Genomic DNA, 21515 nt, shown 5'->3' on the forward strand with positions numbered 1-21515 from the left:
TACCATGGGCGCGGTGGACCGCCCAGAATCCAGAGTCGACGCCAGCGCGCTGAACGGGGTTTCCGAGACCGCCCTGATGACGCTCAGCGGGCGCGCCTATCAGGCCGCGCACGCCGAGGCCATCATCGACGACCCGGAGGCGATTCGACTCGTCGAGTCGATCGCATTCGACTTCGACAAATTCGGCCGTCGCGGCCAGGAGATGGCGTTGCGGTCGCTGGCCGTCGACCGATGCGCGACCACATACCTGCACCAACACCCCGACGCGACGGTTGTCGCGCTTGCCGAAGGCTTCCAAACCAGCTTCTGGCGGTTGAACGCTGCCCTACCCGATGCGGGATTCAAGTGGGTGTCAGTGGATCTGGAGCCGGTGATGCGGCTACGCGAACAGTTGCTGCCGCCGTCGCCGCGCATCACCAACCTGGCGCAGTCGGCACTGGACTACAGCTGGATGGACCAGGTCGACTCCAGCGCCGGTGTCTTCATCACCGCCGAAGGTCTGCTGATGTATCTGCAGCCGAGTCAGGCCATCGACCTGATCTCCGCGTGCGCCGCTCGCTTCCCCGGCGGTCAGATGTTCTTCGATCTGCCCCCGACCCTGGTCAAGCGACTCGCTCCGCGCGGGATGCGTTCATCACGGCACTATCGCGTGCCCCCGATGCCCTTCAGCCTGTCGGCGCGTCAGCTCGCCGGGCTGACCCGCACGGTGCCGGGCATCAGCGCCGTGCACGATGTGCCGATGCCGAAAGGCCGGGGCCTGTTCTTCGCCACCGTGTTTCCGGCGTTGTGGCAGTGGGGGCCCATGAAGAACCTGCGGGGCGCCTACACACTGCTGGAGTTCGGCTGAGAACTCCGGGCGACCTCAGCTGCTCGCGGGTGCCGGAGTGATTTCCAGCCCGATGTGCACCTTGTCGATCCCACCGCGCACCAGCGAGTGCGGGACGAACCACCAGGCGTGCCACCAGTACCGTTTGACGACGGCGTCATAGACCCGCCGGGTCTCGGACTTGGGCAGCACCCGGGCGACCGCCTCCACGGGTTCGCCCTTGGGTTTGCCCAGGGCCCCGCACTTTTGGATGGTGACCCGCGGCGTGTTGTTGATCCGCTTGGTTTTCCACGACCCGTCGTCGGTGATGACCCAGAGCCGGTCCCCGACGGGCGCGCCCCACACCGGGGTCGGTTTGGGCTTGCCGTCCTTGGTGAACGTCGTGAGCAGCAGGTACTTCTCTCGGTACACATCGGAGAATGCCGGTGTCGTCATGCCCGGATTCTCGCAGCTTTCCCCGGTCACGCCGCGCAGGCGGCGGGCAGGTTCAGCTCTGGGAGGCCTTCTTGCGTTCGATGTCGGCCAGCGCGGCGGCCAACTCGGCCCGCTCGGCCGCCGAGGTCTCCCAGGCCAGTTTGCGGTTCTTGACCACCTTCGCCGGTGCCCCCACTGCGATCGAGAAGTCGGGGATGACGCCTTTGACCACGGCATGGGCGCCCAGGACGCAACCACGGCCGACGCTGGTGTCACGCAGAATGGTGACCTTGGCGGCGATCCAGGTGTCCGGCCCTATTCGCACCGGACTCTTGATGATGCCCTGGTCCTTGATCGGTACGGTGATGTCGTCCATCTTGTGGTCGAAGTCGCAGACGTAGCACCAGTCGGCCATCAGCACCGAATCCCCGAGTTCGATGTCGAGGTAGGTGTTGATGACGTTGTCGCGGCCCAGCACCACCTTGTCGCCGAGCCGCAGCGACCCCTCGTGCGCCCGGATGGTGTTCTTGTCGCCGATGTGCACCCAGCGGCCGATCTCCATGTATGACATCTCCGGGGTGGCCTGGATCTCCACGCCCTTGCCCAGGAACACCATGCCGCGGGTGATGATGTGCGGGTTGGCCAGCTTGAACTTCAGCAGCCGCCAGTACCGCACCAGATACCACGGCGTGTAAGCCCGGTTGGCCAGTACCCAGCGCAGCGAGGCCAGGGTGAGGAATTTGGCCTGGCGCGGGTCCCGAAGCCGCGAACCCCGCCAGCGTTTGTGGATTGGAGCACCCCACATCGTCGTCATGGCCGGAAAGCCTACGCGAGCGAGTTCTCGCCACGCGCTACCCTCACCTGGACTCGTTCACTGACCGGCCGGGGATTGGGGTTTGCCACTGTGTTGCGGCGACGTGGTGTCCTGGCCGGAATCGCACTGCTGACGGTGGCGGCCGTGCTGGGGGGCTGCGCCAATACCGATTCCTGGGTACAGGCCGAGCCCGCACCGGGCTGGCCGGCTCAGTACGCCGACGCCGCCAACAGCAGCCATACCGCTGCCGCAGGAGCCGGTGACCTGCAGTTGGACTGGATCCGCTCGGTCAAGGGCGAGCTGGGTGCGCAGCCCGCACTGGGCGCGCACGGCTGGATGATGCTCAACGCTCAGACCGAGGCCGGGTGCTCGCTGATGCAGTGGGAGAACGCCGACCGCGGGCGGCAACGCTGGTGCACCCGGCTGCATCAGGGCGGCGGCTTCTTCGGCCCGCTCATCGACGGCTTCGACAACGTCTACGTCGGCCAGCCGGGTGCCATGCTGTCGTTCCCGCCGACGCAGTGGATTCGCTGGCGGGCACCGGTGATCGGCATGCCCTCGACACCGCGGATCCTCGGCGACGGCCTGTTGCTGGTGGTGACCCACCTGGGCCAGGTGCTGATTTTCGACGCGCACAGCGGCAACGTCGTGGGAACACCGCTGGACCTGGTGGACGGCATCGACCCCACCGATTTCCGGCGCGGTCTGTCCGACTGCGCGGGCGCGCGGCCGGACTGTCCGGTCGCGGCGGCGCCGGCCTTCTCGCCGGTGAGCAACATGGCGGTGGTGAGCGTGTGGCAGCCCGACGCCAGGGAGTCCGGGCTGGTCGGGCTGCGGTACCACCCCGGCGGCAGCCCGCTGCTCACGCAGGAGTGGAGCAGCGACGCCGTGGCGGCCGGGGTGCTGGCCAGCCCCGTCCTGTCCGCCGACGGTGCGACGGTGTACGTCAACGGGCGCGACCAGCGCCTGTGGGCGATCAACGCCGAGGACGGCAAGGCGAAATGGTCCGTCCCGCTGAAGTTCCTGGCCCAAACCCCGCCGGCGGTGACGCCCGGTGGGCTGATCGTCTCCGGCGGCGGGCCCGATACCCAGCTGGTCGCCTTCGCCGACCGCGGCGACTACGCCGAGCAGGTGTGGCGCCGCGAGGACACCGTGCCACTGTCCTCGTCGAGCCTGGCCACCGACGTGGCCTACACCGTGACCGCCGGTACCAGCCTCGGCCCGGCGGGGTTGTCGCTGCTGGTGTTCGCCCCGACCGACGGCCACACGATCAACAGTTACCCGCTTCCGGAAGCACGCGGCTTTCCGGTGGGCGTGGCGGTCGGCAATGACCGGCGGGTTGCGGTGGCCACCAGCGCCGGGCAGGTGTTCAGCTTCGCCCCCGCCTAGACGGCCAGTGGCGGGATGGCCGTGCGCGGCACCTTGACCGAGGTCGCGCCGGCGCTCATCGGCAACAGTTCGCCGGGCGAGAAGTAGAAGATCACCTCGTCGTTGGTGATGGCGAAATTCTGGTAGTGCGCCGGGTCCAGTCCCGATCCCGACGAGATCAGGATCGCCGGCACGCCGGTCTGGCGTTCGAGGTCGCGCTGCACGATGGGAAAGATCGTGTCCAGCGGCTTGCTGTTGGGCGCAAACAGGGTCTCGAAGGTGATCGGCCTGCGGGTCGTCAAATCGTAGTTGAAGGCCTGATACCAGGTCGATGCCTGCGGGCCGCCGAGGTCCTGGAAGATCTTCAGCACGACACTCTGGGTGCCTTTGGCACCTTGGCCCGAGCGGTGCTGTTCGGACGTGGCGTCCATCTCGTAGGGCATGTCCCGCGAGCCGGCCGACTTTGCCACGGTCAAGAACCCGTCGCGGTTCTGAACCAGGTAATCGGTCAGGGTCTGCTGGTCGGGATAGTCGACCGGGAACCGCATGTCCAGGGTGTAGCTGGCGGTGGAGGCGTGCACGTGGCACTGCCCGGAGTCCAGCGTGCCGCCCAGCTCGGCGCAGGGCGACACCGCTGCCGCCGAGGGAAAGTTCGTCATACCCAGCCAGCCGCCTACTGCACCGCCCGCCACCAGGGCGGCCACCAGAATGCGCATTGTCGGTTTGTCTCGCTTTGTCTCGCCTTGCCGCAGCAAGCTGGAATGGCCCCGAAGCCGTCAGCCTACCGGTCCGGTCACCTCGATGGGCGGCAGACGAACGCAATCGCCCGGGCGGCCGGCCCGGTCCCGATCCGGGTGATCACCACCGACAGCGGCACATCCCCGCGCAACTTCAAGCGGCGCCGCAGACCGTCCGGATCGGCTTGCACGTCACGCACACCGCGCACCAGGATCTCCAGCGCGCCGCAGCCGCGTGCGCCGAGCGCCTGCCGCAGCCGCTTCTCGCTGTAGGGCAACTCCTCGAGGACCTCGAATCCGCGCATGCCGTCCGGCAATTCGGCACCGGAGAGATAGGCGATGTCGGGGTCGAGCTGCCACAGCCGGTGGCGGGCGGCGTACTGGCGGACCAGGCCGGCCCGCACGACCGCGCCGTCGGGGTCGATGATCCAGCGTCCCGCCGGCCGCACGTCGCAGTCGGCTGCCTCGGCGTCGGTGATCTGCTCGCCCCGGTCGAGGAGCACGGCGCGGCGGCGAACGCCGGGTTCGGCCAGGCCGGGCGACCACAGGCAGGCTTCGCGTACCGACGCCCGCCACGAGGTGACTTCGATCTCGCCGTCGAATCCGAGTTGGTGGACCTGCGTGAAATCGATTCCGGGAGCAACCTTTACCACCAGGTGGCGCTCGCGGTAAACCTCGAGCAACCGGTCCAGCGCGGGCTGGTAGTCGGCCGGGTCGAAGCGGCGTCGCCCGCCGCCACGCCGGCCCGGGTCGGCCAGCACCACCGTGGCGCGGCTGACCGGCCGCAGTGCGTCGGCGCGCACCAGCCCGACCCCGCCCACGTTGTGACGCGCCATCGCCAGCCGTACCGGATCGAGGTCGCTGCCCAGTACCCGATCGGTGGCCTCGGCCAACGCTGCCAGTTCGGTGCCGACCGAACAGGTGACGTCGTGCACGAGGGCCCCTGGCGCCGCGGCGCCGATCCGTTGCGCGCGGTGCCGTGCGACCGGGGCGGCGCTGGCCTGCTGCAGCGCCTCGTCGGTGAACAGCCAGCGGGCGGTCTGCGGCAGCTCTGCCAGCTTGGCGGCGGCCCGGCGGCGCAGCAGGATGGTCTCGACCAGCGCGGGTGTCCGGTCGCCGTAGCGGCGGCGCAATGCGGTGATGTCGGCGATCCGGGTGGCGTCGCTGAGCTCGAGGCCCGCGATCTCGGCCTGGGCGGCGCTACCGGCCTCCGAGCACAGGTACCGGACGTCTTCCGGCGTAAAGCCGAAGCCGCCTGTCAGGACGGTTTGACCCCGGTGACCAGCAGGTTGTAGAACCAGCCCTTGGGCACCACCCGGCTGAGCACGTTGGCGTCCACCCAGCTCAGGGTGGTCCAACTGCCGAACGCGAACTTCGCCCACTTCCAGCCCAGCTTGCCCGGTGGGACGGTCGACTCGAAGGTGCGGACCGGCCACCCGAGCATGGCGGCGGTGAATTCCTCGCTCGCGGTGCGGACTTCGACGGCGCCGGCGTTGGTCGCCATGCGCTCGAGGTCACTCGGCTTGAAGGTGTGCAGGTCGACGATCCACTCCAGGGCAGCGGCCCGCGAGTTCTCGTCGAGCTCGGCCTGCGGCCGGCGCCACGAACCCATCCCGGGCAGCTTCATCGCCGCGACCGTGGTCTTCCATGTCAGGTCGGCGAGCCGGCGAGCGTATAAATTGCCGACCGTCGTGGGCTCGCCGGCGAATACGAAGCGCCCGCCGGGCTTGAGCACCCGCAGCACCTCGCGCAGCGACAACTCGACGTCGGGGATGTGGTGCAACACCGCATGGCCCACGACCAGGTCGAAGGTGTTGTCCTCGTAGGGGATGCCTTCGGCATCGGCGACCCGGCCGTCGACGTCCAGGCCCAGGTTCTTGCCGTTGCGGGTGGCGACCTTGACCATGCCGGGCGACAGGTCGGTGACCGAACCCTTGCGGGCCACCCCGGACTGCATGAGGTTGAGCAGGAAGAAACCCGTGCCGCAGCCCAGCTCCAGCGCCCGGTCGTAAGGCAGGGCCGCCCGCTCGGCTTCGGGCACGATCACATCGAAGCGGCCCCGCGCATAGTCGATGCAGCGTTCGTCGTAGGAGATCGACCACTTCTCGTCGTACTGCTCGGCTTCCCAGTCGTGGTAGAGCACCTGCGCGAGCTTGCTGTCGTGCCGAGCCGCCTCCACCTGTTCGGCGGTCGCGTGCGGGTTCGGCGTCGGGTCCGTACTCGTCATGGTCAGTCAGCCTAACGGCTGGCCGCTCCCCCGCTCAGATCGCTCCCATGAAGCTCGCGGAAAGCGCGTCGAGGGAGTCGCCGGCGACGCCGGTGTCGCCGCCCAGCGCGCCGGCGATGGTGTCGAGCACCGCCTGGGGGAACGCTTCGAACGCGGCGAGTACATCGGTGAAGCCGGTCTGTAGCGCCGCGGTGATGTCGGCGGGGTCGCCACCGTCGATGGCCTCCCAGATGTGCCAGGCGGCCACCTGCGGCGCGACGATCAGCTCACGGAAGTCGACAAACAGTCCGGTGAGCAGGTCGGGGGTGGCCGGTACGGGCGTCCCGTTCCAGCTGACCATCGTCCAGCCGTCGGCGGGGCTGCCCTGCAGGATGGCCTGGCCGGCGTTCGGGGGCGGCCCGAGTGTTTCGAGCAGCTGCTGAATCAACAGCAGAAATGGCGGGTTCTCGACGTTCATCAGTGCCCAGATCGCGATCGGGCCGCCGCTGGAGTAGGCCACGCTGGTCGGGGGGCCGTCGCCGGCGATGGTGTTCTGGTAGATGGTGTCGATGGCGCCGGTGACCCGCTCGTCGAACACCACCCCGTTCGGAGTGGCCGCAGAGCCCAGCTGTGGCACCAGCACCAACCCGAGCACCCACGCGGCCATGGGCGCGAAATAGCCGATCTGGGTCAGCAGATCGCGCGGCTGGCCTTCCCAGATGCCGGCGTCGATCTCGTTGAGCCCGCTGAGCACCTGCATCTGTATGCCCAGCGCCTCGGCCAGCGGCTCGGCGGTCTGCTGGGTACGCAGGAGCTCCGAGGCGTAGACCCCGCTGATGCCGTCGGGAAACCTCGCCAGGATGGCCTGGGCGACGGCGTCGGCCTGTTGTACGCCGGTCTCGGTGAGCCCGGCGCCGGGCGGCAGCGTGCCGAGAATGCCGTTGAGGTCGTCGGTGGACTGGCCGTGGCGCACCAGGTCCAGGGTGATCTGTTCGGCGGCCGCGGCGAGCGCGATACCGGTGGGGACGGCGGCGGCGGCCGGCGGCGGTGCCGTCGCCGGTGCGCATCCGACCAGCACAGCCCCGGCCAGCGCACCGGCTGACCACCGACGGGTTCCCCCTCGCCGCATGTCCGTCCTCCCCCAGTCAGGACGCCCGCTGTGTGACCCACCTCACACAGTGAATGCACACGCTATACATCGCCGGCCGGACCGGCAAGACCCCCGCGCCGGCCGGTCCGGGACGCAATCCGCCGGGTTAGCCGCCCAGCGCACCGGTGAGGGTGTCGAAGACATCCTGCGGGAACGCAATGAATGCGTTGACGACCTGATCGAACCCGGTCTGCAGGGCAGCAAGGATCTCAGCCTGATCCCCGCCCTGGAACGCCTCGATGATGTGCCAGGTCGCGATCTGACCGGCCGTGGTGAAATCGCGCCAGTCGACGAAGAGGCCGGTGAACAGATCCGGCGTGGCATCCACCTCGATCCCGTTCCAGCTGACCAGGGTCCAACCATCGGTCGGGTTACCGTCGATGACGACCTGACCGGTGTTGACCAACGGACTACGGGTGTCGAGCAGTTCGTCCAGTACCAGGCCGAAGTCGGGGTTCTGCACGTTCATCAACGTCCAGATGGCGATCGTTCCGGCGTGCGCGAAGGCGACATTGCTGCCCGAGCTTTCCGGATCGGAGATGGTGTCGTCGTAGATGGCCTGGAGAGCATCAGTCACACGGTCGTTGAACGCCACACCGTTGGGGTCGATCGTCGATCCCAACATAGGCACCCAGAAGCTGCCCATGGTCCACATCAGCGGCGCGAAGGCGTAGCCGACCTGGACGAGCAAGTTGCTGAGGTCGCCTCCCTCGAACCAGCCGGCGTTGATCTCGTTGAGGCCACCCAGGATCGTCACCGGGGTCTCCGGCGCACCCGCGGCCGTCAGCCAGTCCGCCGCGGTCTGCTGAGTACGCAAGAACTCCGAGGCATAGATGCCCGCGTAGAAGTCCGGGTCGGCGAGGTGCTGCGGGTTCGCGGGGTCGGCGAGATAGGCCGCCTCCTGCGCCCCGATTGCGGTGATCGGCGCCCCCGGCGGCAGGGTGCCCAGGACGTGCCCTGCGTTGTCCTCGGATTCGGCGTGCCGGATGAGGTCGATGGTGATGTCTTGGGCAGCCAGCAGAATGTCGACGGCGACGGCACTGGCCAGTGGCGTGGCCACCGGGCCCGCCGCGATCGCGCCGGCACCGATCAGTGCGACGGTGGCGGTGGTCCAGGATCGAAAAACAGTTCGCTGCATGGCCTATTCCTCACGGGGTCACACTGGTGCCGACGATGGCTTCGCCGCGTAACTGTACGTTAGCTGATAAGAGTATGAAAATCGGCCGTAATGGGCCTTATGGCTCCGGTGTCGGCCGCTGATCTTCGTCCGGCGAGCTGCCGGCGGCGGCGCCGAACACCTCGGCATACCGGCGCTGGTCCGCCAACGCCCGCTCCATCGGGGCTCCCAGCGCGTCGACCGAGGCCTTGACCGCGGCCAGCGCGAGTGCCGGAGCGCCCACGAACTGGCGCGCCCAGGCCATCGCCGCCTCGTAGACCCCGTCCGGGGCGACCATCTGCTCCACCAGCCCCAGGGCCAGCGCCTCTTCGGCGTCGAAGAACCGCCCGCTGTACGCCAGCTCCTTGGCACGGCTCGCCCCGATGGTGCCGGCCAGGCGCGCCAGGCCGCCACCGTCGGGCACCAGGCCGGCCAGAATCTCGGTCGCCCCGAACTTGACGTTGTCGCCACAGACGCGCCAATCCGCGGCCAGCGCCAGCGCCAGACCACTTCCCAGCGCATAGCCGGTGACGGCCGCCACCGTCGGCTTACCGATGGCCGCCACGGCCTGCACCGCATCGTGGCGCACCCGGGCGAACACCTCGGCCTCAGCGGCGACCAGCGTGCGCAGCTCCGGGACATCGTCGCCGGCGCAGAAGATCTCGTGGCCGCCGTAGAGCACCACCGCGGCAATGTCGTCGCGGTCGGACACCTCGGCTGCGGCCGCGGCGATCTCCCGGTAGACCTGCCGGGTCATGGCGTTGGTCGGCGCCCGGGAGACCAGCAGGGTGGCTACCCCGGGTTCGTCGGCGTCGCTGTGCACCGTGACGAATTCGCTCACCCGGTCCACCTCTTCCCACGTGCCGCGTTGTACCGCTCGGAATTGAAGAATTCGATCTCCCAGTTATCGCCGCGGCGAGCCAGGGCCGGCTGCACCACCACGATCTGACGCTCCACCGTCATCACCGCTTCGACGCTGCGGCCCACCAGCGAATCCAGCTGCGTCCAGGTCGGCGGCAGCAAAAAGCTGTTTCCCGCCGCGAAGTCTTCGATCGCCGCCTCCGGGGTGAGCCAGCCCGCCCGGTCGGCCTCGGTGTTCTCCCCGTCCGCGCGCTGACCCATTGGCAGCGCGCCCACGAAAAAGTACGTGTCGTAGCGGCGGGTGCGTTCCGCCTCCGGAGTCACCCAGTTCGCCCAGGGCCGCAGCAACTCGGCATGCAGGATCAGCTTCTCGGCGTTGAGGAAATCGGCGAACGAGAGCTCCCCGGCGGTCAGCGCTCGACGGGCGTCGGCGTAGACCGAAGCGTCGGAGACAACTCGCCCGGAATCATCGGCGGGACCGGCGAACAGCACCCCGGATTCCTCGAAGGTCTCGCGCGCGGCAGCACAGACCAGGGCGGCCGCCAGATCGGTGTCCACCCCGAAACGCTGCGCCCACCAGGTCGGATCCGGTCCGTGCCAGGCGGTCTCCGTACTGCGGTCGCGGTCGTCGACTCCCCCGCCGGGAAACACCATCACCCCGGCGGCAAACTGCATCGCGGCATGGCGACGCATCAGGAACACGTCGAGAGCGCTCCCGCCGGCGGCCGCCGCGCCCTCACGCACCAACATCACCGTCGCGGCAGGCCGCGCGGGTAACGGTGGTGGCGGATGTTGGGTCATGCGCGCCTCCGGTGGGCGGCTCGGGTACGGGTCCGGCGCGCGAAGTAACGCCCGTCGATGACGTCCAGCGAGATCGACTGCCCGTAAGTGGCCGACAGGTTTTCGGCGGTGAGCACCTCGTCGAGCAGACCGGATGCCACGGCGCGGCCCTCGGCCAGCAGCAGGCAGTGGGTGAAGCCGACCGGGATCTCCTCGACGTGGTGGGTTACCAGCACGATCGCGGGCGCATCGGGATCAGCGGCCAGATCCGCCAAGCGGGCGACCAGCTCTTCGCGACCACCCAGGTCCAGGCCCGCCGCGGGCTCGTCGAGCAGCAGCAGCTCCGGGTCGGTCATCAGCGCCCGGGCGATCAGCACCCGCTTGCGTTCGCCTTCGGACAGCGTGCCGTACGTGCGATCGGCCAGGTGCTCGGCGCCCAGGCTCTCCAGCATGTCGACCGCCCGCTCATGATCGACGGCGTCGTAGCGCTCCCGCCACCGCCCGAGCACCGCGTAGCCGGCCGAGATGACCAAGTCGCTGACCGTTTCCCCACCCGGTATCCGCTGTGCCAGGGCTGCCGAGCTCAGACCGACCCGGGCCCGCAGCTCGGTGGTGTCGACCCGGCCGAGCCGCTCACCCAACACGTAAGCCACACCCGCGGAGGGGTGCTCGCTGGCGGCGGCGATCCGCAGCAACGAGGTCTTGCCCGCCCCGTTGGGGCCGATGATCACCCAGCGCTCGTCGAGCTCGACCGACCAGTCCAGCGGGCCCACCAGGGTCCGTCCATCACGGCACAGCGATACGCCCTCGAACTGGATCAACAGATCCTGGTCGGCCCCGGCTGCGGGAGCGGAACATCCGGTATCGGGCACGGCCCTATCGTGCCGTATGCCGGCTGCGTGCCGACCGACCGGGGTACGACAGCCAGGGCGCATTTTCGATCGATCTTCTTGCCAGTAATCCGCGTGGCCCTGTTGTAACGTTTTGCACGGTTCGCACTCATCAATGCTTAGGGTTTATTCCGGGGGGCTTCGATGGTCCGTATTTCCAGTGCTGTCGCGGTCGGGCTTATCAGTGCCGGTTTCATCGTCTGCCCCTCCCCTGCGGACGCCGCGGCGCCGGCTGTCCAGCTCACCGGCGCCGGCTCGCCCCTGGGCGGCGGGACCGCGCTGATCATGGGCGGCAGCGGCATGCCCACGCCCGGCCCCGGCTACGCGGACCTGGTCAACGAGCTCTACCTGGCGCCCCTCGGCTTCACCGGCACCACCCAGATCCTGACCACCCCCGAAACGCTGTACCCGTTCCTGGGTGCGTTCACCGGGACTTTCGACAGTTCGGTGGAAGTAGGCAGCCAGATCCTGGAGGCCGCGATCCTCGACCAGATCGCCGGCGGTCAGGTCGACGCCGACAACCCCGTCGTGGTGTTCGGGTGGTCGCAAAGCGCGGTGATCTCGTCGCTGCTGATGGAACAACTCGCCGACCAGGGTGTGCCCAGCGACTACGTGCACTTCGTGCTGATCGGCAACGAGAGCCTTCCCAACGGCGGCATGCTGTCCCGCTTCGACATTCCGACCGGGACGTATCCGGTAATACCCAGCCTCGGAATGACATTCAGTGGCGCAGCGCCCGCCAATCTCTTCCCCACCACCGTCTACACCAACGAGTACGACGGTTTCGCCAATTTTCCGCAGTATACGATCAACTTCTTGTCCACGATCAACGCCGTGATGGGCATCATCTTCGCGCACACGACCTATCTGGGGCTCAGTCCCGAGGACATCGCAAACGCGGTACCGCTTCCGACGTCGGACCCGGATCTCTTGACCGACTACTACATAATCCCCTCCAGCACGTTGCCGCTGCTGGCTCCGCTGCAGCTGCTGCCCTACATCGGCAACCCGCTGGTCGATCTACTTGATCCGGCACTGCGAGTGCTGGTGAACCTGGGATACGGCAACATCGAGCACGGCTGGAGCCCGGAATTCGCCGACACCCCCACCGGCATCGGAGTCCTGCCCGACTTCAGTGTCCTGCAGCAGGTTCCGCAAGCACTGTTCGACGGCGTGCAAAAGGGCATCACCGACGCCTTCAACACCTTGATGGATCCCGCCAACTACGTCTATTCACTGCCGGAGTGGGCCGAACAGTTGACGAGCCTGGGCGTCATCATGGACGGCGGAGAGACCTCTTTCGGAGTTCCGGTGCCCACCACGTGGGACGACCTCTTCGGATCGTTCCCGCCGCATACGGGCTACCCGCCGCTGGACGTGCTCAGCGCCTTGGTGTTCACGCTGCCCGAGTACAGCTACAACGTCTTCATGTCCGAGCTCGCCGACGGCGACCTCCTCGACGCCATCGGGTTACCGCTGGCCGCCACCGCCGGGCTCCTGCCGCTGGCGTTGATCGGGGCGCTGCTGTAACGCGCTAAGCCGGCGGAATCTCGACTCGGCGCAGCAAGCCGTCGTGGGCGTCGGCGGCTTCGATCTCTGCCCGGGTGACCCCGAGCAGGAACAGCACGGTGTCCAGGTACGGGTAACTCAGGGAGGCGTCGGCGATCTCACGCAACGCCGGCTTGGCGTTGAAGGCCACGCCCAGCCCCGCCGTGGACAGCATGTCGATGTCATTGGCGCCGTCGCCGACGGCCACGGTCTGTTCCAGCGGCACGCCCATCTGGGCGGCGAACTCGCGCAGCGCCTCGGCTTTGCCGGCCCGGTCCACCACGGCACCGGTGACCCGTCCGGTGAGTTTGCCGTCCACGATCTCCAGCTCGTTGGCCGCCACAAAGTCCAGCTGCAGGTCGGCGGCCAGCGGCTCGATCACCTGGCGGAAACCACCGGAGACCACCCCGCATTTGAAGCCGAGCCGGCGCAGGGTGCGCACGGTTGTCCGCGCCCCGGGGGTCAGCTCGATCTGCTCGGCCACCTCGTCGACGACACTGGCGGGCAGGCCGGCCAGCGTGGACACCCGGTGGTGCAGCGACTCGGCGAAGTCGAGCTCGCCGCGCATGGCGGCCTCGGTGATCGCGGCCACCGCGTCCCCGGCGCCGGCCCGCTCGGCCAGCATCTCGATGACCTCGCCCTGGATCAGGGTGGAGTCGACGTCGAACACGATCAGCCGCTTGGTCCGGCGCGACAGGCTGGCGTCTTGGAACGCCACGTCGACCTGCTGTTGGGCGGCGACTTTGCTCAGCGCGGTCTGCAACCGCCCGGCGCTGCCGTCGGGAACCGAGATCCGCAGTTCCAGCCCGGTCACCGGGTAGTCGGAAACGCCCCGGATCATGTCGATGTTCGCATCGACCTCGGCGATCTCGTGGGCCAGCGCCCCCAGCGCGGTGGCAGCCACCGGCCGCCCCAGCACGACGATGCGATGGGTGGACGGCGCGGCGATGATCGGCGCGTCGTCGCCGCGCTGGATCGTGACGTCGAGGCCGACGCCGTGAATCGCGGCGGTGACCTCGTCGGCCAGGGCCGTCCCGTCCGCCACTTCCGGCGTCACCGAGACCAGCACGCCCAGGGTCAGCCGACCGCGGACCACCACTTGCTCGACGTTGAGCAACTCCACCTGGTAACGCGACAGCACCTCGAAGAGGGCCGATGTCACGCCAGGTTGATCGACACCGGTGACGGTGATCAGCACCGGCACCTTGGGCGCGCTCACCCCTGGCGGGCGCCCGGCTGGGCCGGGCGCCGCCTCTGCCCGAGGATCATCAAGCGTTCGCGGGTTCGTACACTTCGTCGCCGGGGTGACGGCCGACGTGTGCCTCGGCCCGCAGCCGATCGATCATGTGCGGGTAGTGCAGCTCGAAAGCGGGACGCTCCGAACGGATCCGGGGCAGCTCGGTGAAGTTGTGCCGAGGCGGCGGGCAACTGGTCGCCCACTCCAGGGAGTTGCCGTAGCCCCACGGGTCGTCGACGGTGACAACCTCACCGTAACGCCAGCTCTTGAACACGTTCCAGGTGAAGGCGATCATCGACGAGCCCAGGATGAACGCGCCGACGGTCGACACGATGTTCAGCGAGGTGAAGCCGTCGGTGGGCAGGTAGTCCGCGTAGCGGCGCGGCATGCCCATGTTGCCCAGCCAGTGCTGGATCAGGAACGTGGTGTGGAAGCCGATGAAGGTCAGCCAGAAGTGCAGCTTCCCGAGCCGTTCGTCGAGCAGCCGGCCGGTCATCTTCGGGAACCAGAAGTAGATACCGGAGAAGGTCGCGAACACGATGGTGCCGAACAGCACGTAGTGGAAGTGCGCGATCAGGAAGTAGCTGTCGCTGACGTGGAAGTCCAGCGGCGGGCTGGCGAGCATCACGCCGGTCAGACCACCGGCCATGAACGTGATGATGAAGCCCAGCGCGAACAGCATCGGCGTCTCGAAGGTCAACTGGCCCCGCCACATGGTGCCGATCCAGTTGAAGAACTTCAGGCCGGTCGGGATGGCGATCATCAGGGTCAGCAGCGAGAAGAACGGCAGCAGCACCGCGCCGGTGGCGTACATGTGGTGCGCCCACACCGCGGTCGACAGCCCGGCGATGGCCAGCGTCGCGTACACCAGGGTGACGTAACCGAAGATCGGCTTGCGGGAGAAGACCGGGAACACTTCACTGACGATGCCGAAGAACGGCAGCGCGATGATGTACACCTCGGGGTGGCCGAAGAACCAGAACAGGTGCTGCCACAACAGCACACCGCCGTTCGCGGAGTCATAGACGTGCCCGCCCAGGTGACGGTCCACCGCCAGGCCCAGCAGCGCGGCGGTCAGCAGCGGGAACACGATCAGCACCAGGATCGAGGTGACCAGGATGTTCCAGGTGAAGATCGGCAGCCGGAACATCGTCATGCCCGGGGCGCGCATGCACGCCACCGTGGTGATCATGTTCACCGCACCCAGGATGGTGCCCAGACCACCGACGGCCAGGCCCATGATCCACAGGTCGCCGCCGGCGCCCGGCGAGTGCACCGCGTCGCTCAGCGGGGTGTAGGCCGTCCAGCCGAAGTCAGCGGCACCGCCCGGGGTGATGAAGCCGGCCAGGGCGATGGTGGCGCCGAACAGGAACAGCCAGAACGAGAACGCGTTCAACCGCGGGAAGGCCACGTCCGGGGCACCGATCTGCAGCGGCAGGACCAGGTTGGCGAACCCGAACACGATCGGGGTGGCGTAGAACAGCAGCATCACCGTGCCGTGCATGGTGAACAGCTGGTTGAACTGCTCGTTGGACAGGAACTGCAGGCCCGGCACCGCCAACTCGGTACGCATCAGCAACGCGAGCAGGCCGCCGATGAAGAAGAAGGCCATACAGGCGACGACATACATGATGCCGATCAGCTTGTGATCGGTGGTGGTGATCAGCTTGTAGATCAGACTGCCCTTGGGGCCCATCCGCGCAGGGAAGGGCCGACTGGCCTCGAGTTCTGCGCGTGGGGGTGCTTCGGCGGTCAAGATTCCTCCAAACATGGGCAACCCGGGAAACTTGTTCGAATCCTAACCCCGGTCGCCTTCGGGCCGGTATAGGCCTCCTACAAACTGTCGTATTCGTCTGCCCTGGGGGAGCCGCGCCCTGGGTGTTAACGTCACCGCGTGACCAGGGTGGACCGGCGGGCGACGTCCGCATCAGCACTCATCGTGACCTTGCTCACGGCCTCCGGCTGCGGAGGCGACGGGGCGCAAACCGCACCGAGCTCGACGGCGACCACCACCACGATGGTCGCCGGGGCCGGCGTGCTCGGCAACGATCGCCGTCCCGACGAGGCCTGCGCGCCAGATCCGGCCCGCCCCGACCCCGGGCCGTCGATGCGCTGGGTCCACAACGCGGCCGGGGTGGAACGGTCCAACGTCGAAGTTCCCGAGGACGCGGAGCGCATCGTGGTGCTCGCCGGGGGCCAGCTCGACACGCTGTGCGCGCTGGGTCTGCAGTCCCGGGTCGTCGGCGCAGCCGTGGCGGACGGCGCGGACGGCCAGCCCTCCTATTTGGGTGCACTGCTGCACGCCGTGCCGGCGGTGGGCTCGGACAGCAAGCCCGACACCGATGCGATCGCCGCTCTGCGCCCGGATCTGATCCTGGGCGCCGATGGCCGCACGCCCGGCTACGCCGAACTCGCCGCCATCGCCCCCACTGTGTTCACCGCGGCGCCGGGCGCGGCCTGGGAGGACGATGTCCGCGGTGTCGGCGCTGCGACCGCGCGCGCCGGCGCCGCCGAGGACGTGCTCGAGCGGTTTGGCGCGGACGCCGCCGAGACCCGCGAGGTCAGCGACGCGAACCACTTCCAGGTCTCGGTGGTTGCGCTCACCGACGACAGCGTGCGGGTCTACGGGGCGTCGGGTTTCGCCGCCAGCGTGCTCAAGGCCGTCGGAGTGGATCGGCCGCCGCTGCAGCGGTTCACCGACCGTCCCTACCTCGACCTCTCCGCCGGCGAGGGCGATCTGGCCGGCCGGGCAGACTTCTCCGCGGCAGACGGCGACATCGTCTACGTGTCGTTCACCTCACCGGCCGCCAAGGCCCGCGCCGCCACGGTCTTCGAAAGTGTCGCCTGGCGGCGGCTGGGCGCCACCCGCGACAGCCGGGTGTTCGTGGTCAACAACGAGGTGTGGCAGACCGGGCAGGGACCGATCGCCGCGCGTGGCGTGGTCGAGGACCTGCGTTGGGTGAACGCGCCGATCAACTAGAAGCCGCTGCGGCGGCGGGCACGCGGATGACCCCCGCGGCCCGGGCGGGCGGTGACCGGACTCACCCCGGCGCGCCCAGAAAACTTTGTTAGACTATCTTTTTCGATACCCGCACAGATGTGAGAGAGTTTTTCGGCCATGTCCACCGTTTCCGCCTACGCCGCCACCGCGCCGGATGCACCGCTGACCAGGACCACCATCACCCGCCGGGATCCCGGACCGCACGACGTGGTGTTCGACATCGCCTTCGCCGGCATCTGCCACTCCGACATCCACACCGTCAAAGCCGAGTGGGGCCTCCCGCAATATCCGGTGGTTCCGGGCCACGAGATCGCCGGGATCGTCACCGCCGTCGGGCCGGAAGTCACGAAGTTCCGGGTGGGCGACCGCGTCGGCGTCGGCTGCTTCGTCGACTCCTGCCGCGAGTGCGCCAACTGCCAAGCCGGACTTGAGCAATACTGCACCGGCGGGGGGATGATCGGCACCTATGCCGGCGTCGGCCGCGATGGTCAGCCCACGCAGGGCGGCTACAGCGGCGCGATCGTCGTCGACGAGAACTACGTGTTGAGCATCCCCGACGAGATTCCGCTGGATGCCGCCGCCCCGCTGCTTTGCGCGGGAGTGACCACGTATTCGCCGCTGCGGCACTGGAATGTGGGGCCCGGCAAGCGAATCGCGGTCATCGGACTCGGCGGGCTCGGGCACATGGCCGTCAAACTCGGCGCCGCGATGGGAGCCGAGGTCACCGTGCTGTCGCAGTCGCTGAAGAAGATGGAGGACGGCCTGAGATTGGGCGCGCGGCACTACCACGCCACGAGCGACCGGCAGACGTTCAAGGACCTGCGCAACCGGTTCGACGTCATCTTGAACACCGTCTCGGCCAGCCTCGACCTGGGCGCCTACCTGAATCTGCTGACCCTGGACGGCACCCTGGTCGAACTGGGCATGCCCGAGCAGGCGCTGACGGTGCCGCCCAGTCCGCTGGTCAGAATGCGGCGCAGCGTGACGGGGTCGTTGATCGGCGGCATTGCCGAGACCCAGGAAATGCTGAACTTCTGCGCCCAGCACGGCGTGCAACCCGAGATCGAGGTCATCGAACCGGACTACATCAACACCGCTTACGAGCGGGTGCTGGCGTCCGACGTGCGCTACCGCTTCGTCATCGACACGGCGTCGTTACGGCAGTCCTGAGCGCATCCAACGTTTCGCCGAGCGTGTACTCAGACCGAAAAGTTCGCAGAATCCTCAGGCTCAGTGCACGTTCGGCGGGGGCTGCTCAGACATAGCGATTGCGGCCGGACAGCGCGCCCGCCACGGTCTGCACCAGGTAGACAGCCAGCATCATCAGCCACGGCACGGTCCAGCCGCCGCTCACCTGGTGCAGCAGCCCGAACAGAAACGGGCCGGCGCCGGCGAGCAGGTAGCCGAAACCCTGGGCCATGCCCGACAGGCGCACCGTGTCGGCGGCGTTGCGGGCGCGCAGCGCGATCACCGTGAGCGCCAGCGAGAACACGCTCATCCCCAGGCCCACCAACACGCACCACAGCACGGGCACCGCTGCCGGCGCGACTAACAGGCCGAGCATTCCTGCGATACCGAGCGCACCGAGTCCGACGATCCATCCGCTCTGGCTGGCCTGACGAGCCGCGAGCGGAGTGACGACCAGGCTGATCGGCACGGCGATCAACGAGATCATGCCGAGCAGGAGGCCCGCACTCGCCTCTCCCATTCCGTTGTCGATCAGCACCTCGGGCAACCAACCCATCACCACGTAGGCGAGAAACGCCTGAGTGCCAAAGAACAGGGTGACGGTCCAGGCCAGCTTGCTGCGATACAGCGACCGGCCGGGGGGCACCGCCGCCGGCGCGGCCGAATCAGCCCGGTCGAAGCCACGGGCGCCCAGCACCCAGGCCGCCAGCGCCAGCAGCGCCAGCGCGCTCCACGCCCCCAGCGCGCCACGCCAGCCGCCCAGCGCGTCGTCGAGCACCGGGGTGACCGCGGAGCCCAGCGCTCCCCCACCCTGCAGCGCGGCGGTGTATATCCCGGTCATCAACCCAATCCGCGCCGGGAACGACCCTGTGATGACCACCGGGATCAGCACGTTGATCAAGGCGATTCCGGCGGTGGCCACCAGCGTGCCGCCCAGCACGACGGAGGACCCGTCGCACACCCGGATCAGCAGTCCCGCAACGAGGGTCAGCAGGGCCACCGAGATCGTGCGCCCCAATCCGATTCGCCGCGACAACCACGGCGCGGCCAGTCCGGCCCCGGCGAAGCACAAGCCCGGCAGGGTGGTCAGGACGCCGGCCCAGGTGTCGGAGGCCCCGAGGGCTCCGCGCATCTCCGGCAGCAACGGCCCCACGCTGGTGATCGCCGGGCGCAGGTTCAGCGCCGTCAGCACCACCGCCACGGTGAGCAATACCCCGCCGGCGGCCATGGCCGTCGGGCGCAGGCCGGCGGCGCCCTCGAGCTCGGGCTCTCGATCGGGCTCGTGCCGGCCGCGTGTCGTGGTGCGGACTTCGGGGTTCACCTGTCGTAGGATTCCATACATCCGATGATTGGATGACAGGAGGAAGCTGTGCCGTTGATCACCGCGCGCCGCACAGGCCTGGTGGATCAGGTGATCGAGCAGATTCGCGCCTCGGTGGCCGGCGGGGAATGGCCGGTCGATTCGCGGATTCCCCCAGAACCGGAGCTGGCCGAGGCGCTCGGCGTGGGCCGCAATACGGTGCGGGAGGCGGTCCGGGCGCTCGCCCACAGCGGCATCCTGGAGGTCCGCCAGGGCGACGGAACCTATGTGCGCGCCACCAGCGAGGTGTCCGGTGCGCTGCGCCGGCTGTGCGGGTCCGAGCTGCGCGACGTACTGCAGGTGCGGCGGTGCCTGGAGGTCGAAGGGGCACGGCTGGCAGCGGCCGCCCGGACCGAGGAGGATGTCGCCGAACTGCGCACCCTGCTGGATCGCCGCGACAGCCTCCAAGAACAGGGCCGCGATGACGATTTCGTGCGGGCCGACACCGATTTCCACCTCGCGGTGGTCCGTTGCTCACACAACCCGGTGTTGACCGAGCTGTACTGCGGGCTGACCGAAGTGGTGATGGCCAGCGTGGCGACGACGAGCACCAAACCGGTGCAGGCAGACCAGATCCGGCACCGCGGCCTCCTGGAGGCAATTGCCGCCGCCGACGTCGAAGGTGCCGCACGCGAGGCCGGCGGATTCCTCGACGAGCTGCTGGATGGGCTGTCGGCCCGATAAGCCGATCAGGCGCGCCGAATCCCCAGCACCCGCAACAGTTCCGGTCGGCGCGCAATGAGCCCGATCCACATCAGCACCCCGACATACACCCCGGACAACACGAACCCGGCCAGCGGCTTGTCGGCATGCAGGTTCACCGTGACTGCCCCACCCAGGTATGCGGTCAGCCCGAGTGCGCCCAGCACCGCGGTGCGCGGGATCAGGAAGACGACCAGGCATACCAACAGGACCCAGCCGATCACGGCGGTCTTGTCCGGGGAGAACCCGAGGGCCTCGGTGCCTTCGCGGGCAAACGACATTCCGAGGATCTTCGGGATGGCGTCAAAGGCGAAGAACACCCCCAGCAGGGCCGTGATGGCGGCACCGAGGTACCACGCCCGAGAGCGTGCAGTGCGGTCGGTGTCTGTGGTCATCGGTCACTCCCTCGGCTGGACGGTACGGCTACAGCGATCACGCTCCTCACGGGTTCATGCAAACATCCGCGCGGGCGATCGGCTCGTCATTGGCCGAATAGGGTCCCGGCGGACCGATCGTGTCTCGATCTGAGGTTTCGACGGCGCAAATGCCATACGCCGAAGGGCAGCGCCGGGCGCAGGATGGTCACCAGTCGAGCAGCCAAGGAGCCAGCCATGGCCATTCAGGGGATCGAGAGAATCGCAGACGTCGTTGTGCCTGACACGCCGTTGGCGCGCGAGGCGACCGAGTTGATCCGCAGCGCCGAAGACGCCGTGCTGTTTCACCACTCCCGGCGCGTGTTCCTCTTCGGCGCGCTGCACGGTCGCCGGCTGGGGACTCACGTCGACCTGGAGCTGCTCTACGTGGCGGCGATGTTCCACGATCTCGGTCTGACGGCGCACTACCGGAGTTCGGCGCAGCGCTTCGAATTGGACGGCGCCGACGCGGCGCGAGAGTTCCTGGTGAGCCGCGGTGTCGATCCGTCCGACGCCGACAAGGTCTGGCTGGGCATCGCTTTGCATACGACGCCGGAGATCACCGCACGGCTCGACACCGAAACCGCTGTGCTCGCAGCCGGTGTGCAGACCGACGTGGTGGGTGTCGGTCGAGCCGACCTGGCCGCGGCCGACATTGACGCGGTGGTCGCCGCCCATCCGCGCCCGGACTTCAAGAATCGCATTCTGGCCGCCTTCTACCACGGCATGCAGCATCGTCCGGAAACGACGTTCGGAACGATGAACGCCGATGTGTTGGCTCACTTCGACCCGACCTTCACCCGCGGCGACCTCGTCGACGCCGTCATCAACAGCCCATGGCCGGACTAGCAGGAAGGAGCAGGC

21 protein-coding genes are annotated in these 21515 nt (G+C 68.2%); 7 read left to right on the top strand and 14 right to left on the bottom strand.

Translation table 11 applies throughout. From position 1 onward, the window contains the following. The first annotated feature begins 4 nt into the window (after window positions 1-4). Window positions 5-847: a class I SAM-dependent methyltransferase gene (locus tag G6N14_RS10935; RefSeq protein WP_085137553.1), complete on the top strand. Its 843-nt coding sequence runs from the start codon at window positions 5-7 to the stop codon at window positions 845-847. Window positions 848-862: 15 nt separating this feature from the next. On the opposite strand, the gene G6N14_RS10940 is transcribed toward G6N14_RS10935, so the two are convergent. Together G6N14_RS10940 and G6N14_RS10945 are read right to left on the bottom strand one after the other, a co-directional pair. After that, complete coding sequence (locus tag G6N14_RS10940; protein WP_085137551.1) at window positions 863-1261, bottom strand: PPOX class F420-dependent oxidoreductase; 399 nt, start codon at window positions 1259-1261, stop codon at window positions 863-865. 52 nt (window positions 1262-1313) lie between these two features. After that, complete coding sequence (locus G6N14_RS10945) at window positions 1314-2054, bottom strand: acyltransferase (protein WP_085137549.1); 741 nt, start codon at window positions 2052-2054, stop codon at window positions 1314-1316. A 129-nt stretch (window positions 2055-2183) separates the two neighbouring features. On the opposite strand from G6N14_RS10945, the gene G6N14_RS10950 reads away from it, so the two are divergent. Beyond that, a complete protein-coding gene (locus tag G6N14_RS10950; protein ID WP_085137859.1) occupies window positions 2184-3443 on the top strand; it encodes an outer membrane protein assembly factor BamB in 1260 nt (419 codons plus the stop codon). On the opposite strand, the gene G6N14_RS10955 is transcribed toward G6N14_RS10950, so the two are convergent. The 8 genes from G6N14_RS10955 to G6N14_RS10990 all read right to left on the bottom strand — a co-directional run bounded on the left by G6N14_RS10955 (window position 3440) and on the right by G6N14_RS10990 (window position 11202). Further along, entirely contained in the window at window positions 3440-4138 is a 699-nt protein-coding gene (locus tag G6N14_RS10955; RefSeq protein ID WP_085137547.1) for an esterase, read from the bottom strand. The genes G6N14_RS10950 and G6N14_RS10955 overlap by 4 nt on opposite strands. A 77-nt stretch (window positions 4139-4215) precedes the next feature. Next, entirely contained in the window at window positions 4216-5421 is a 1206-nt protein-coding gene (locus G6N14_RS10960) for a THUMP-like domain-containing protein (RefSeq protein WP_163787311.1), read from the bottom strand. After that, window positions 5418-6386 carry a class I SAM-dependent methyltransferase gene (locus tag G6N14_RS10965; protein ID WP_085137545.1) on the bottom strand — a complete coding sequence of 323 codons (969 nt, stop codon included), beginning with the start codon at window positions 6384-6386 and terminating at the stop codon, window positions 5418-5420. The genes G6N14_RS10960 and G6N14_RS10965 overlap by 4 nt, the downstream gene beginning before the upstream one ends. 34 nt (window positions 6387-6420) lie before the next feature. Continuing rightward, window positions 6421-7494, bottom strand: coding sequence for a histidine phosphatase family protein (locus tag G6N14_RS10970; RefSeq protein WP_085137543.1), 1074 nt, complete (start codon window positions 7492-7494; stop codon window positions 6421-6423). Between the two features lie 127 nt (window positions 7495-7621). Next, entirely contained in the window at window positions 7622-8653 is a 1032-nt protein-coding gene (locus G6N14_RS10975; RefSeq protein ID WP_085137541.1) for a histidine phosphatase family protein, read from the bottom strand. A 97-nt stretch (window positions 8654-8750) separates the two neighbouring features. Next, on the bottom strand, window positions 8751-9521 hold the full coding sequence (locus tag G6N14_RS10980; protein ID WP_234809035.1) for an enoyl-CoA hydratase: 771 nt from the start codon (window positions 9519-9521) through the stop codon (window positions 8751-8753). Continuing rightward, window positions 9509-10333: an NUDIX hydrolase gene (locus G6N14_RS10985; RefSeq protein WP_085137539.1), complete on the bottom strand. Its 825-nt coding sequence runs from the start codon at window positions 10331-10333 to the stop codon at window positions 9509-9511. Before G6N14_RS10985 ends, G6N14_RS10980 begins: the two co-directional genes overlap by 13 nt. Then, window positions 10330-11202: an ABC transporter ATP-binding protein gene (locus G6N14_RS10990; RefSeq protein WP_109559940.1), complete on the bottom strand. Its 873-nt coding sequence runs from the start codon at window positions 11200-11202 to the stop codon at window positions 10330-10332. The genes G6N14_RS10985 and G6N14_RS10990 overlap by 4 nt, the downstream gene beginning before the upstream one ends. Window positions 11203-11346: 144 nt before the next feature. On the opposite strand from G6N14_RS10990, the gene G6N14_RS10995 reads away from it, so the two are divergent. Next, on the top strand, window positions 11347-12732 hold the full coding sequence (locus tag G6N14_RS10995; RefSeq protein ID WP_085137535.1) for a PE-PPE domain-containing protein: 1386 nt from the start codon (window positions 11347-11349) through the stop codon (window positions 12730-12732). A 4-nt stretch (window positions 12733-12736) separates the two neighbouring features. Here G6N14_RS10995 and serB read toward each other — a convergent pair whose 3' ends face one another. Together serB and ctaD are read right to left on the bottom strand one after the other, a co-directional pair. After that, window positions 12737-13969 carry a phosphoserine phosphatase SerB gene (serB, locus tag G6N14_RS11000; RefSeq protein ID WP_085137533.1) on the bottom strand — a complete coding sequence of 411 codons (1233 nt, stop codon included), beginning with the start codon at window positions 13967-13969 and terminating at the stop codon, window positions 12737-12739. A 49-nt stretch (window positions 13970-14018) separates the two neighbouring features. Continuing rightward, window positions 14019-15743: an aa3-type cytochrome oxidase subunit I gene (gene ctaD, locus G6N14_RS11005; protein WP_085137853.1), complete on the bottom strand. Its 1725-nt coding sequence runs from the start codon at window positions 15741-15743 to the stop codon at window positions 14019-14021. Window positions 15744-15881: 138 nt separating this feature from the next. Between ctaD and G6N14_RS11010 the strand changes: the two genes are divergently transcribed. Together G6N14_RS11010 and G6N14_RS11015 are read left to right on the top strand one after the other, a co-directional pair. Continuing rightward, window positions 15882-16967 (top strand): ABC transporter substrate-binding protein, encoded by a 1086-nt coding sequence (locus G6N14_RS11010; protein WP_085137531.1) that lies wholly within the window; start codon window positions 15882-15884, stop codon window positions 16965-16967. A 138-nt stretch (window positions 16968-17105) separates the two neighbouring features. Continuing rightward, window positions 17106-18158, top strand: a complete 1053-nt coding sequence (locus G6N14_RS11015; protein WP_085137529.1) for an NAD(P)-dependent alcohol dehydrogenase — start codon at window positions 17106-17108, stop codon at window positions 18156-18158. 85 nt (window positions 18159-18243) lie between these two features. On the opposite strand, the gene G6N14_RS11020 is transcribed toward G6N14_RS11015, so the two are convergent. Then, the gene (locus G6N14_RS11020) at window positions 18244-19404 is read right to left on the bottom strand and encodes a CynX/NimT family MFS transporter (protein WP_308214878.1); all 1161 of its coding nucleotides are present in this window, start codon (window positions 19402-19404) and stop codon (window positions 18244-18246) included. Window positions 19405-19545: 141 nt separating this feature from the next. On the opposite strand from G6N14_RS11020, the gene G6N14_RS11025 reads away from it, so the two are divergent. Further along, window positions 19546-20220 (top strand): FadR/GntR family transcriptional regulator, encoded by a 675-nt coding sequence (locus G6N14_RS11025; RefSeq protein WP_085137525.1) that lies wholly within the window; start codon window positions 19546-19548, stop codon window positions 20218-20220. A 5-nt stretch (window positions 20221-20225) separates the two neighbouring features. Here G6N14_RS11025 and G6N14_RS11030 read toward each other — a convergent pair whose 3' ends face one another. Next, entirely contained in the window at window positions 20226-20633 is a 408-nt protein-coding gene (locus G6N14_RS11030) for a DoxX family protein (RefSeq protein WP_085137523.1), read from the bottom strand. A 216-nt stretch (window positions 20634-20849) separates the two neighbouring features. On the opposite strand from G6N14_RS11030, the gene G6N14_RS11035 reads away from it, so the two are divergent. Then, window positions 20850-21500 carry an HD domain-containing protein gene (locus G6N14_RS11035; protein WP_085137521.1) on the top strand — a complete coding sequence of 217 codons (651 nt, stop codon included), beginning with the start codon at window positions 20850-20852 and terminating at the stop codon, window positions 21498-21500. Window positions 21501-21515: the final 15 nt, after the last annotated feature.

The organism is Mycolicibacter hiberniae (assembly GCF_010729485.1).
GTDB lineage: Bacteria > Actinomycetota > Actinomycetes > Mycobacteriales > Mycobacteriaceae > Mycobacterium > Mycobacterium hiberniae.

Coding starts and splice junctions, on each gene's coding strand:
- G6N14_RS10935 (WP_085137553.1), top strand. CDS start 5: ATGGGCGCGGTGGACCGCCCAGAATCCAGAGTCGACGCCAGCGCGCTG.
- G6N14_RS10940 (WP_085137551.1), bottom strand. CDS start 1,261: ATGACGACACCGGCATTCTCCGATGTGTACCGAGAGAAGTACCTGCTG.
- G6N14_RS10945 (WP_085137549.1), bottom strand. CDS start 2,054: ATGACGACGATGTGGGGTGCTCCAATCCACAAACGCTGGCGGGGTTCG.
- G6N14_RS10955 (WP_085137547.1), bottom strand. CDS start 4,138: ATGCGCATTCTGGTGGCCGCCCTGGTGGCGGGCGGTGCAGTAGGCGGC.
- G6N14_RS10965 (WP_085137545.1), bottom strand. CDS start 6,386: ATGACGAGTACGGACCCGACGCCGAACCCGCACGCGACCGCCGAACAG.
- G6N14_RS10970 (WP_085137543.1), bottom strand. CDS start 7,494: ATGCGGCGAGGGGGAACCCGTCGGTGGTCAGCCGGTGCGCTGGCCGGG.
- G6N14_RS10975 (WP_085137541.1), bottom strand. CDS start 8,653: ATGCAGCGAACTGTTTTTCGATCCTGGACCACCGCCACCGTCGCACTG.
- G6N14_RS10985 (WP_085137539.1), bottom strand. CDS start 10,333: ATGACCCAACATCCGCCACCACCGTTACCCGCGCGGCCTGCCGCGACG.
- G6N14_RS10995 (WP_085137535.1), top strand. CDS start 11,347: ATGGTCCGTATTTCCAGTGCTGTCGCGGTCGGGCTTATCAGTGCCGGT.
- G6N14_RS11015 (WP_085137529.1), top strand. CDS start 17,106: ATGTCCACCGTTTCCGCCTACGCCGCCACCGCGCCGGATGCACCGCTG.
- G6N14_RS11020 (WP_308214878.1), bottom strand. CDS start 19,404: ATGGCCGCCGGCGGGGTATTGCTCACCGTGGCGGTGGTGCTGACGGCG.
- G6N14_RS11030 (WP_085137523.1), bottom strand. CDS start 20,633: ATGACCACAGACACCGACCGCACTGCACGCTCTCGGGCGTGGTACCTC.
- G6N14_RS11035 (WP_085137521.1), top strand. CDS start 20,850: ATGGCCATTCAGGGGATCGAGAGAATCGCAGACGTCGTTGTGCCTGAC.